The organism is Pseudooceanicola batsensis HTCC2597, assembly GCF_000152725.1.
Taxonomy (GTDB): domain Bacteria; phylum Pseudomonadota; class Alphaproteobacteria; order Rhodobacterales; family Rhodobacteraceae; genus Pseudooceanicola; species Pseudooceanicola batsensis.
Genome location: NZ_CH724131.1, coordinates 2,671,857 through 2,683,530, shown reverse-complemented (window position 1 = coordinate 2,683,530; position 11,674 = coordinate 2,671,857). Strand labels below are relative to the sequence as shown.

Below are 11,674 nucleotides of genomic sequence, written 5' to 3'. Positions count from 1 at the left end.
GATCCGCCACGCATGACGAACTAGACATAGGTGACCAGTGAGCGAGACCACCAGCGGAATCGGCGAAAGCGTCGGCAAAGTCCTGATCACCGGCGGCACCGGGTCCTTCGGCAAGACCATGCTGAACGACCTTCTGGCCTCGGGCGTCGAGGAGGTCCGGATCCTCAGCCGCGACGAGGAAAAGCAGGACGCGCTGCGCAACCAGCTGCGGGACGAGCGCATCCGCTTCTACATCGGCGATGTCCGCGACCGCGAATCCGTCGCCCGCGCCATGCAGGGCGTGCAAAGCGTCTTTCACGCCGCCGCGCTGAAACAGGTGCCGAGTTGCGAGTTCTTTCCGCTCGAGGCCGTGCGCACGAACATCGTCGGGTCCGAGAACGTCATCCGCTCCGCCATCGCCGCCGAGGTGAAGAGCCTGGTCTGCCTGTCCACCGACAAGGCGGTGTTTCCGGTCAACGCCATGGGCATGTCCAAGGCGATGATGGAAAAGACGGCCCAGGCGGCGGCGCGCGAACTGGGCCAGGGGGCCGCGACCACGGTCTCCTGCGTCCGCTACGGCAACGTCATGTATTCGCGCGGCTCGGCCATTCCGCTGTTCGTCCGGCAGATCCGCGCGGGCAAGCCGATCACCGTCACCGAACCGACGATGACCCGCTTCCTGATGCCGCTGCGGGACAGCGTGGCGCTGGTCAAGTACGCCTTTACCCACGCCCAGCAGGGCGACCTGTTCATCAAGAAGGCCCCGGCCTCGACCATCGCCGACCTTGTCGAGGCGCTGAAACAGCTTTTCGGCGCGCCGGACCACCCGGTCGAGATCATCGGTTGGCGCCATGCCGAGAAGCTCTACGAGACGCTGGCCAGCGCGCAGGAACTGACGCAGTCCGAGGACATGGGGGATTACTACCGCATCCGCCTCGACAACCGCGACCTGAACTACAAGCCGTATTTCAGCGAGGGCGATCAGCACGTGGTCGAGCAGGGCGATTATCACTCGCACAACACCCGCCAGCTTACGGTGGACGAGGTGAAGGACCTGCTGGTCACCCTTCCCGAGATCCGGGCCGAACTCGCCGCGTCGAAAGAGGCCGCTGCATGAAGCGGATCGTCGTCACCGGCGCGCGCGGCCTGCTGGGCTGGCACAGCCATGCGCGACTGCACGCGGCCAACTGCGCCGCGCGGTTCCGGGGCGAGGCCGAGCCCTATGACATCGTCGCGCTGGATCACGCCGCCTTCGACGACGACGCCCGGCTGCACGAGGCGGTGACCGGGGCCCATGGCATCCTGCATTTCGCGGGGGTGAACCGTGCGCCGGATGACGAGGTCGAGGCCGCCAACCCCGCCATCGCGCAGCGCCTGGCCGCGACCTGCCGCGCCGCCGGCTCCGATCCGCATGTCGTCTATGCCAATTCCACCCACGCCGCATCCGACACGCCCTATGGCCGGTCCAAGCGCATCGCGGGCGAAACGCTCGACGCCTTCGCGGGCCGCTATACCGACCTCGTCCTGCCGCATATCTTCGGCGAAGGCGCGCGGCCCTTCTACAACAACGTCACCGCCACGCTGATCGACCGGATCCTTGCCGGCGAAACGCCCGAGGTGAACCCGGAGGGGCGGGTGAACCTGCTCTATGCCGGAGCGGTGGCCGACCTGGCCATCGGCGCGATCGAGGAGGGGATCACCGGACGGCTCCAGCCCGAGCCGAGGCCGATCACGGTTCCCGACCTCTACGCCAGACTCCAGGCGTTCCACGACAGCTACACGGCGAACATCTATCCCGATCTCTCGGATCCCTTCGACCTGGCACTGTTCAACAGCTATCGCGCGGCGTCGTACCCCGATCAGTGGCCCCGCCCGCTCAGGCTCAACACCGATGCGCGCGGCACGCTCTTCGAGGCGGTCAAGGGCGGGGGCGGCGGCCAGACCTTCCTGTCGACGACCAAGCCCGGCATCACCCGCGGCGATCACTTCCACCTGGGCAAGGTGGAACGGTTCCTCGTCGTCCAGGGCGAGGCGGTGATCCGCATCCGCAAGGTGCTGACCGACGAGGTCTGGGAATACCGGGTCTCGGGCGACAGCCCCGCGCCGGTGGACATGCCGACCCTGCACACCCATTCGATCGAGAACGTGGGCGACAGCGACCTGCTGACGCTGTTCTGGACCCACGACCTGTTCGACCCGGCCAATCCCGATACCTTTGCCGACAAGGTGCTGACATGAGCAAGCTCAAGGTGATGACCATTCTCGGGACCCGCCCCGAGATCATCCGCCTCTCGCGCGTGATGGCGCGCCTGGACCGTTACACGGATCACCTGCTGGTCCATACCGGCCAGAACTGGGATTACGAGTTGAACGAGATCTTCTTCGAGGATCTCGGCGTGCGGAAACCCGACCATTTCCTGGGCGTCGGCGGCGGCTCTCTCGGCGAGACGCTGGGCGGGATCCTGACCGCCACCGAAAAGGTCATCGCCGATGGCAAGCCCGACGCGGTGGTCATCCTCGGCGACACGAACTCGGCCATCTCTGCCATCATGGCCCGGAGGATGAAGATCCCCGTCTACCACATGGAAGCCGGCAACCGCTCCTTCGACCGCAACGTGCCGGAAGAGACGAACCGGCGGCTGGTCGACCACATCGCCGATTTCAACCTGGTCTACACGGAACATGCCCGCCGGCATCTTCTGTCCGAGGGCATCCACCACCGCCGCATCTATCTGACCGGCAGCCCGATGCGCGAGGTTCTGGACCATTACCGCGACCGGATCGAGGCGTCGGACGTGCTTGCCCGGCTGGAGCTGAAGCCGCGCGAATACTTCATCGTCTCGCTGCACCGCGAAGAGAATGTCGACAGCCCCGAACGCCTGCGATCCCTGGTCGAAACGCTCAACACCATCGCCGAAACCCATGGCTATCCGGTCATCGTCTCGACCCACCCCCGGACGCGCAAGCGTCTGGACGCGCTCGGCATGGATTTTCATCCGCTGGTGCGCGACGCAAAGCCCTTCGGCTTTCACGACTACAACCACCTTCAGATGAAAGCCTTCTGCGCCATCTCGGACAGCGGGACCATCGCCGAGGAATCCTCGATCCTCGGCTTCCCCGCCATTACGCCGCGCGATGCCATCGAGCGGCCCGAGGGGCTGGATACGGGATGCCTGATCATGACCGGGCTGCACCCGGACACGATCATGGACGGCATCGCCGCGATCACCCAGGCCTTCGAGGAACGGACCGCCGCCGGCCAGGAGCACCCCGTGCCGGCCGACTACTGCATCGCCAACACCTCGGAACGCGTCGTGAACCTGATCCTCGGCTCGGCCCGCCTGTCCAATCAGTGGGACGGGATCCGGGTCAACTGACGTGACATGACGCGGGCCGACCGGATCAGAAAACGCGCCTTCGACATCGCCCTTTCGGCGGTCGGCCTTGCGCTGCTCTGGCCGGTCATTCTGGTCGCCTGGGTCGCGGCCAGCGTGGATACCCGGGCAAGCGGGTTCTTCCTTCAGACACGCGTCGGCAAGGACGGCAGGCTGTTCCGCGTGCTCAAGCTGCGCACCATGCGGGTCGGCAGCGGCACGACCGTCACGGTGCGCGGCGATGCCCGGATCACGCCGCTCGGCGCCAGGTTCCGCCGGTGGAAACTCGACGAACTCCCCCAGCTCTGGAACGTGCTCAAGGGCGACATGTCCTTTGTCGGCCCCCGACCCGACGTGCCGGGCTTTCTCGACCGGCTCGAGGGCGAGGAGCGGGCGATCCTGACGCTGCGACCCGGTATCACGGGCCCCGCCACGCTCAAGTACCGCGACGAAGAGGGGCTGCTGGCCGGCGTGGAGGACCCCGAGCGTTTCAACGCCGAGGTCCTCTGGCCCGACAAGGTCCGCATCAACCTCCACTACCTGCGCAACTGGCGCTTTCGCGACGACCTGCGCATCATCATCCGGACGGTGTTTGGCCGATGACGGACCGGGATTCCCCCCTCGCCTTCACGCCGGTGGTGATCATCGGTGCCGGACGGTCTGGAACGAACGCCCTGCGCGACGCCCTGACCGCGCTGCCGGAGTTCCTCACCTGGCCCTGCGACGAGATCAACCCGATCTGGCGGCACGGCAATCTCGACCATCCGAACGACGAGATCCCGCCCGAGAAGGCCACCCCCGGCGTCCGGCGGTACATCCGCAATGCCTTCGCCCGCATCTGGCGACAGCAGGGGCGGGCGCCGTTCGTCGTGGAGAAGACCTGCGCCAACAGCCTGCGCGTCCCCTTCGTCGACCGGGTCCTGCCCGAGGCGCGTTACATCCACATCCGGCGCGACGGCTACGATGTCGTGGCCTCGGCACAGAAACGCTGGCGCGGGGAATTCGAACTGCCGCGCCTGCCGTATTTCCTGGCCAAGGCGCGCTATGCCCCCGCCAGCGACCTGCCCCGCTACGCGCTTTCGGCCCTGCGGCACAGGATCGCCGTGCGCATGGGTCGCCGCGATCATCTGGGGACGTGGGGACCGCGTTTCGCGGGGATCGAGGATCACGCCGGCGCCCCGCTGGAAGAGATCGTCGCGCGCCAGTGGGCCGCCTGCGTCGGGCGCAGCCGCGCCGCCTTTGCCGAAATGCCCGAGGGCAAGGTCCTGGACCTGGCCTACGAGGATTTCGTGCAGGACCCGGCCCCGACCCTGGAGCGGATCACCGCCTGGCTGGGCGCCCCCGCCCGTTCGGAGGAAATCGCCACCGCCGCCGCGACCGTCCGGCGCGGCTCGGTGGGCAAGGGCCGCGCCCTGGGCGGCTCGCTGCCGCCGGACATTCGTACCATCATCGACCGGGCCGACGCGGCGCGGTCCGCAAGCGAGTAGCCCCCATGCGAATCTACCTGTCGAGACCACACATGTCGGGCCGCGAGAGGGTCCATGTCGGAGAGGCCTTCGACAGCAATTTTGTCGCCCCCGTCGGCCCGCAGCTCAACGCCTTCGAAGAGCACGTGGCGGAATACCTGGGTCAGGGTCTGCACTGTGTCGGCCTCTCGTCGGGGTCCGCCGCGCTTCACCTCGCGCTGCGGATCGTCGGCGTCGGCGCCGGCGACGAGGTCTGGATCTCGTCCATGACCTTCGCGGGCGGCATATTCCCCGTGCTCTACATGGGCGCGACGCCGGTCTTCTTCGACCTCGATCCGACCAGCTGGACGGTCGATGCCGGCCTGCTGCGCGAGGAACTCGCCGCGGCGGCGCGGGCCGGACGGCTGCCCAAAGCGATCGTGCCCACGGATCTCTACGGTCAGAGCGCCGACCTCGACCCGCTCGAGGAGATCTGCGCCGAATACGGCGTCAAGCTGGTGGTGGATTCCGCCGAAAGCCTCGGGGGCGAATATCGCGCGGGCCGCAAGTGCGGATCGGGCGGCGACGCCGCGATCCTGTCGTTCAACGGCAACAAGATCATCACCACCTCCAGCGGCGGCATGCTGGTCACCCGCGACGCCGGGGTCGCCGATCAGGCGCGGTTCCTCTCGACCCAGGCCCGCGATCCGGCGCCGCATTACGAGCACAGCACCTTCGGGTACAATTATCGCCTGTCGAACATCCTCGCCGGGATCGGCATCGGCCAGATGAGCGTGCTGGACGACCGGGTGGCCACCCGCCGCGCCATCTTCGAAAGGTATCGCGAAGCGCTCGAACCCCTCGGCGTGGCGTTCATGCCCGAGCCCGCCGGCTACCGATCGACCCGCTGGCTGACCGCCGGCCTGTTCCCCGCCGCGGGCGAGGGCGCGGACCGCGAGACCGTCCGAGAAGAGCTGGCCCGGCACGAGATCGAATCCCGCCCGCTCTGGAAGCCGATGCACATGCAGCCGCTGTTCGCGGGGACCTCCTACAAGGGCAGCGGCTTTGACGAACACTGTTTCGAACGCGGCCTGTGCCTGCCCTCCGGCAGCGACATGTCCCGCGACGAACAGGACGAGGTGATCGGCCGCGTCGCCGAGTTGCTCAAGCGCGGCTGACCCTGTTCAGCGCGCCGCCCGCCGCGCCTGCAAAGTCGAGATGACGGCGCCGATGCTCACGCTGATCGCCATGAAGATCATCAGCCCCTCGGGCGCCCCCCGGGCCATTGGCACGAAGGCGAGGAGCAGCGCGATGACCGGCTGCAGAACCACGAAGATCACGTAGTTCCTGAGGTCGAAATGCGCCATCTGGTACAGGAAACCGGTCGACCAGGGGTAGCGCGAGACATCGAGGGCGATCTGCGCGGCCACGGCGAAGGCGATCGCGCCCAGGGCCGCCGCGTTCATTCCCAGCAGCAGAAGGGCCCCGACCGACAGCGCGGTCATCGCCACCTGCGCCCGCAGCGACCACCTCCCGGCGATCAGCCGCGTGATGACAGGATGGCCCGACAGGACCATGTGAAACAGCTGCATTGCGGAATCCGAGATGCGCAGCGTCAGGAAGACCGCCGCCGCGATATCCGCCCCGGCCCGCTCCGCCCAGGCCTCGCGGATCGCGAAGACCAGAAGCATGTTCAGCACGTTGCAGGCACCGACCACGAAGGCCTCGCGGATATTGTCCCAAGGCAACCCGGCGCGCAGCCGCGACAGGCCCGGCAGCCTGGTGCGGACCGCCTTCCGGTCGCTCGCCAGCAGAAGCAGGATGTTCGTCACCTGAAACCCGCTGAGCGCGAGGTACGGGGTCAGCCGGCCCGCCCCGGCATCGCCCACCAACAGCAGCGTGAGCAGCGCCAGGACGGCGGCGGCACAGGCCGGCAGGAAGGCGGCGAAGGGCCCGCGGCTTTTCATGACGATGGCCGAGATCGGCGCGGCATAGGCGGTGGCCACCGCGCCGACCCAGGCGATCAGCAGCTCGGGCAGCCGAGCGGCGTATTCGTCGACCAGAAGCGCGACCGAGAGGGGAAGGGCGACGGACGGCAGGACCAGCAGGGTCATCGCCGAGAGATAGGAACTGACCTCGTCCTCCGACCGCTTCGATTGGACCCGGAAAAAGCCGCTGGCCGAGAGAAAGGCGATGGCGATCGCCTGAAGATAGATGCACTGGAAAAAGGCGGCGGCATCTTCCGGCGCCTGCGTCCTGTAGGCCATCGCCGAGATCACCAGCATCAGCCCCGCGCGCAGCAGCATGGCCAGGCCGATGGCCGAGGATCGGTTCAGCAGCGACATGTCAGTTCGCGGGCGGGTATGGCTGGACGGAGGCCGCCATCATATGCGGGACGTCACGGACGAACCGGCGTACTGTCCGTCATAATGCGCCGTTGCCGGGGCGCGGCTGAGGATCCGGGCCCATTGCCAGACGAAGAGCACGAGGTAGACCGCCGTCCATTCCAGCGAGACGGCCAGTTGCATGTTGGCCGAACTGTAGACGAAAAACAGCGTGATGAGCAGGAGACACGCAAGCGAAAGGCGATCTCCGTTCCTGCGCCACGACTTCTCGGACACGCCGAACAGGACGCCGAGCGTACCGGTGTAGAACGGTACGAAAATCCAGTGAAAATCGTTCGCAAGGGCGGTGTAGACGGAACTCCACTTGAACCGGGTGTCCCAGCCACGGTCGGGCAGCTTGTCCGCGAAGCCGTTCAGGTCGCAGGCCACGTCCAGCACGCGGCACATCTGCGCCTTTACCGGGGCCATGTGCCCCAGGCCCCAGTTGAATTCCCACGGGATATGGAGCGCGCGGGCCATCCCCTCGTAGCCTTGCGTCAGGTAGTTGGTGAACATGATCCTCATAAACTCCAGGCCGGGCGACACCTGCGTGGACAGCCAGTTGTTGAAGTTGAAACAGGCTTCGGGCGAGCCGGGCAGACATTGGAGATCGACGTCTTCGAACCGGGCCAGCTTGCGCGCGTAGAACAGTACCAGGATCAGCACCACGAGCCCCGCGACACGGAGGAAGCGTTTCTGCAGCAGGCCGTGGTAGTAGTAGAGCACGAACAGGAACAGCATCAGATCCACCGTTTCCTTGTCGGTGCTGCGCAGCATGCTCGAGGCGGCGAAGGGAAAGAAGATCAGCGCGATCAGCAGGTTCTCTTTTCTGAACGCGATCACCATGACCAGGATGATCGCCGGCATCAGCGCGGCCTTGAGCAGAAGCAGGAGCTGCGAGACGAGCGATGACGTCCGTTCGTCCAGGTTCTCGAGGAACTGCTGATAGACGAGATTGAAGTCCGTCGAATAGGCCGTCGGATCAAAGAGCAGCCGGCCCGTGATGTCGTAGGTGTGAAAGGCGCTCAGCAACACGAAGACCGACGCGAGCAGCCAGCGGTTGTTGCGCCCGTCGAGGAAGGTGAAGCTCTGGCTGCTCAGCGCCGGCAGGCGGCGTCCGAAATACGACCCGAGATTGAAGAACAGCAGCGCCGACAGGACCACGACAGCGACCAGCCCTTCGCCGCTGCTCGTCCACGGGACGGGACCGTAGTAGTAGAGCGCCAGCGTGAACAGCACCCAGCTATTGTAGAATATCAGCAAGTCGTGCCTCGTTCAGTCCGAAGAGATCGAGCGCACGCGCCTGCGCCTCCGGCATGTCCGCCCGCAGGTCGGCGGCCACCTGTCCCAGATCGGTTCGGTCCCCCTCGTGCAGGGTCGTACCGATCCCCGTCTCGGCCAGTATCCTCTCGTAGTGGTCCAGACGCGGTCCAACATACAGGATCGGCAGGCCGGCGCAAAGATACGAGAGGGTCTTGGACGGGAACGCCGGCAGCCCGAACGCCGGGTGCAGCGAGACCAGACCGAAATCGTGCGTGGCCAGCCGCGCCATGATCCGGTCCTGCGGAATGAAACCGTGGTGGACATGGGTGACGTGAGCCCCGCTTTCGGGCAGGCCGAGCTCGGGCGCGTCGCTGCCGTAGGTATGGAGGGCGACCGGCGCCCGCGACGCGGACCCGAGCACCGCGGCCGCGTGGTCCAGCCCGCGGATCGCGTTGACCGCCCCGGCGAACCCGATCTCGACCCTGTCGCGCTGCCGCGCCTCGGTCGCGGAGGCCGTGACCGGCGTGAAGGGCCACATCGGCAGCACGCGGACCCGGCTGCGCGGGAACAGCCGCGCGAGGTGCGGCAGGTAGTCCTCGGACGGCGGCAGGATCACGTCGCTCCGCCGCAGCAGGAAACGTTCGGCCGCACCGAAGATCCTGTCGACCGGTCCCGAGGTCCGACGCTCCACCGCGTTGAAGCTTTCGGGGTAGCTGTCCCAGTAGATGACGCCGATACGCGTGCCGGTCGCCCGGGCGATCAGGATGTCCCAGGCGTTGAAGACGACCGACGTGTGAAGCACCAGCACGTCCGCCTGCCGGATCGCCCTTCTGAGGTCCCGCGACGGAGGGAGCAACCGCGCCGCCCTGCCCTTGCCCGAAGACGCGGAGGCCACATGCACCACCTCGGCGGCGTGACCCCGCGACCGCAACGCCGCGGCCAGCGCCTCGAACAGATGCCCGGTGGAACTCTCCTGCGCGGCATCGTTGATGACCAGCACGCGGGTCACGCGAATTCATCCATCAGGGCCGTCCAGGCATCGAGCACCGCCCGACCGTCGTGCCGGGCCGCATGGGCAAGAGCCTTCGCGCGCAGCTGTGGCGCGGCGATGGCCTCTTCCACCGCGGCGGCGACAGCGTCTTCGCTGCGGTCCCGGACGACGACGCCTGCGCCAGTCGCGGCGAGATCCCGCGCGATGTGGCTGTCCGGATCCACGATCGCGAGCACCGGAAGACCGAGGCTCTGATAGGTCAGGAGCTTGGAGGGGTAGGCCACCGCCGAGAGACCCGGCATGATCGACACGATTCCGAGGTCCGACTCCGCCAGCATCGCCCGCGCCTCGTCGAAGGGGACGAATGGGTGGAACCGCACCTGCGGGTGATCGCCCCAGCTCTCTTTCAGCTCCCGCTCGAGCGCGCCGTTCCCTAGGAAGAAGAGCTCCAGTTCGGGATGCCGGTCGAACAGCCGGGCGATCCCCGCCGCCACCAGGGGCAGATCCTGATACCGCCCGAGGTTGCCGGCAAAGATCACGCGGAAGCGGCCGTCCTCGCGCGGGGCCGGGACGGGCGCCCTGCCCTCGTCCAGCGAGAGGTTGTTGATGATCCGGATCTTCCCGGCCAGGCGCGCATCCCTCTGTCGCAGCGTCTCGGCCATGTCGTCCGAGAGGGTCACGATGCGCGCCGCCATCCTCAGCGTGAGCGTGTCCAGCCATCGCAGCAATCCGAAGACCGGGAACCGGCCGAGGGCGCTGCCGGACAGGCGCGAGACCTCGGGGTGGATGTCCTGCAGGTGATAGACGAACCGCGCACCGACCAGCTTGGCCGCAAGCGCCGCGCTCATCGCGGCGACCACCGGCGGATAGGTCGAGGCGGTGACCACGTCCGGCCGTTCCCGCAGGATCCGGAAGAACAGCCGCGCGCAATAGATCACGACATTGGCCAGACGGAGCAGGATCGAGCGTTTCTCCCGCGCGAAAACCCAGACCCGGGCGACATCGACCCCCTCGAGCGTCTCGCGCGCCGGGGCCGTGGTCTCGGTCATGTTGTAGGAGGGTCTGCTTGAGACGACCGACACCTCGTGACCTGCCGCGGCGCAATGCGCGGCGATCCGGCGCAGGAACGTGCCGTAGGGCGCGGTATCCGGCCAGAAGAAGCGATGCGAGAAGAGGATTTTCAAGACCGGCCCCGATCACGTGCTGCGCAGGTTCGCCCCATTTCGGAACCGTCAGTCTTTCCTGTCCGGAAGGAAAAGCACATTGGCGTAGCGCAATGCGCGGTCCAGCCCGATATCGGAAGGGTCCGGCCCTTCGAAGTGAACCGGGCGATACCCGAGGCCGGTCAGCCGCTCCCAGATCCTGGGGGTCTGCGGGTCGGCCGCCGAGGGGTCGTCACCCAGTTCGAGAACCAGGGCCGGCCGGTGCTCGCGGATGGTTTCCTCCAGCCCCTTGAGGACCAGCAGCTCGGACGACTCCGCATCGATCTTGATCAGGTCGGGCCGCGCCCCGGCCTCGCGCAGCAGCGCGTCGCCGGTCCGGGCGGTCACGGTGACATCCTTGGGCGTGCGGATCAGCGACGACGCCCCGCGGTTCTCGAAGGCCGTGTTCAGGCTCGATGCGACGATGCCGAAATCCTTGAAGACCAGCGTCGTCTCGGTGTCGGCGGCAGCGACGTTGAACAGGGTCGCCCGGCCATCGGCCTCGGCGGTCTGCATGTTCCTTTTGAGAACGGCGAAGGTGCCCGGCATCGCCTCGACCGACACGGTCCGGCCCGTCTCTCCCACAAGGTGCGAGGCGAAGAGCGAGAAGAAGCCGAAATGCGCGCCGATGTCCATGAAGGTGTCGCCGGGTTTCAGCATGTGGATCAGGGCGCGGCAGACGTCTGGGGAATAGACCGTGGTGCGCCAGACCTGCGTCGTGACGGCCTCGGGGAGGACACCGTGAAACTCCGCGCCGTAGAAGGTGGGGCAGGTGGCGGGGCGGCTGCGCCCGAGGCGCCGGTCGACGAGAGGAGCGAGGGACCTGTACGGATGCCGCAACAGGCGCTTGGTGCGACTGCCGCCAAACCTGCGCAACGCCCTCTGCATGCGCTCTTCCAACTCAGACCTTTGCATCATGCGACCTGGTTCCCGCCCGGATGTCCTTGCCGGTGTCGTTGTATCAGCAGGGCCGGATTATCAAGGGGCCGGGGCCCGTTTGTCGGAAAGTGAGGCTTCGCTGCGCCGCCCGGCCGCA

11 protein-coding genes are annotated in these 11,674 nt (G+C 67.0%); 6 read left to right on the top strand and 5 right to left on the bottom strand.

Translation table 11 applies throughout. From position 1 onward, the window contains the following. Positions 1 to 37 precede the first annotated feature (37 nt). From OB2597_RS16910 to OB2597_RS16885, 6 genes are read left to right on the top strand one after another with little or no spacing between them, the layout of a single operon-like run. Positions 38 to 1,096, top strand: coding sequence for an SDR family NAD(P)-dependent oxidoreductase (locus OB2597_RS16910; RefSeq protein ID WP_009806830.1), 1,059 nt, complete (start codon positions 38 to 40; stop codon positions 1,094 to 1,096). Beyond that, positions 1,093 to 2,217, top strand: coding sequence for a polysaccharide biosynthesis C-terminal domain-containing protein (locus OB2597_RS16905; protein WP_009806829.1), 1,125 nt, complete (start codon positions 1,093 to 1,095; stop codon positions 2,215 to 2,217). The genes OB2597_RS16910 and OB2597_RS16905 overlap by 4 nt, the downstream gene beginning before the upstream one ends. Beyond that, positions 2,214 to 3,356, top strand: coding sequence for a non-hydrolyzing UDP-N-acetylglucosamine 2-epimerase (gene wecB, locus OB2597_RS16900; protein ID WP_009806828.1), 1,143 nt, complete (start codon positions 2,214 to 2,216; stop codon positions 3,354 to 3,356). Before OB2597_RS16905 ends, wecB begins: the two co-directional genes overlap by 4 nt. Positions 3,357 to 3,362: 6 nt before the next feature. Continuing rightward, on the top strand, positions 3,363 to 3,956 hold the full coding sequence (locus tag OB2597_RS16895; protein WP_009806827.1) for a sugar transferase: 594 nt from the start codon (positions 3,363 to 3,365) through the stop codon (positions 3,954 to 3,956). Next, a complete protein-coding gene (locus OB2597_RS16890) occupies positions 3,953 to 4,840 on the top strand; it encodes a sulfotransferase family protein (RefSeq protein ID WP_009806826.1) in 888 nt (295 codons plus the stop codon). The genes OB2597_RS16895 and OB2597_RS16890 overlap by 4 nt, the downstream gene beginning before the upstream one ends. Positions 4,841 to 4,845: 5 nt before the next feature. Continuing rightward, positions 4,846 to 5,976, top strand: a complete 1,131-nt coding sequence (locus OB2597_RS16885; RefSeq protein ID WP_040609419.1) for a DegT/DnrJ/EryC1/StrS family aminotransferase — start codon at positions 4,846 to 4,848, stop codon at positions 5,974 to 5,976. A 6-nt stretch (positions 5,977 to 5,982) separates the two neighbouring features. On the opposite strand, the gene OB2597_RS16880 is transcribed toward OB2597_RS16885, so the two are convergent. The 5 genes from OB2597_RS16880 to OB2597_RS16860 are packed head-to-tail and all read right to left on the bottom strand — an operon-like array spanning position 5,983 to position 11,556. Then, positions 5,983 to 7,143 carry a hypothetical protein gene (locus tag OB2597_RS16880; RefSeq protein ID WP_009806824.1) on the bottom strand — a complete coding sequence of 387 codons (1,161 nt, stop codon included), beginning with the start codon at positions 7,141 to 7,143 and terminating at the stop codon, positions 5,983 to 5,985. Between the two features lie 39 nt (positions 7,144 to 7,182). Further along, positions 7,183 to 8,445 carry a hypothetical protein gene (locus OB2597_RS16875; RefSeq protein WP_148234755.1) on the bottom strand — a complete coding sequence of 421 codons (1,263 nt, stop codon included), beginning with the start codon at positions 8,443 to 8,445 and terminating at the stop codon, positions 7,183 to 7,185. Then, the gene (locus OB2597_RS16870) at positions 8,426 to 9,454 is read right to left on the bottom strand and encodes a glycosyltransferase (protein WP_009806822.1); all 1,029 of its coding nucleotides are present in this window, start codon (positions 9,452 to 9,454) and stop codon (positions 8,426 to 8,428) included. Before OB2597_RS16870 ends, OB2597_RS16875 begins: the two co-directional genes overlap by 20 nt. Next, on the bottom strand, positions 9,451 to 10,620 hold the full coding sequence (locus tag OB2597_RS16865) for a glycosyltransferase family 4 protein (protein ID WP_009806821.1): 1,170 nt from the start codon (positions 10,618 to 10,620) through the stop codon (positions 9,451 to 9,453). Before OB2597_RS16865 ends, OB2597_RS16870 begins: the two co-directional genes overlap by 4 nt. Before the next feature lie 48 nt (positions 10,621 to 10,668). Beyond that, the gene (locus tag OB2597_RS16860; RefSeq protein ID WP_084658853.1) at positions 10,669 to 11,556 is read right to left on the bottom strand and encodes an FkbM family methyltransferase; all 888 of its coding nucleotides are present in this window, start codon (positions 11,554 to 11,556) and stop codon (positions 10,669 to 10,671) included. Positions 11,557 to 11,674: the final 118 nt, after the last annotated feature.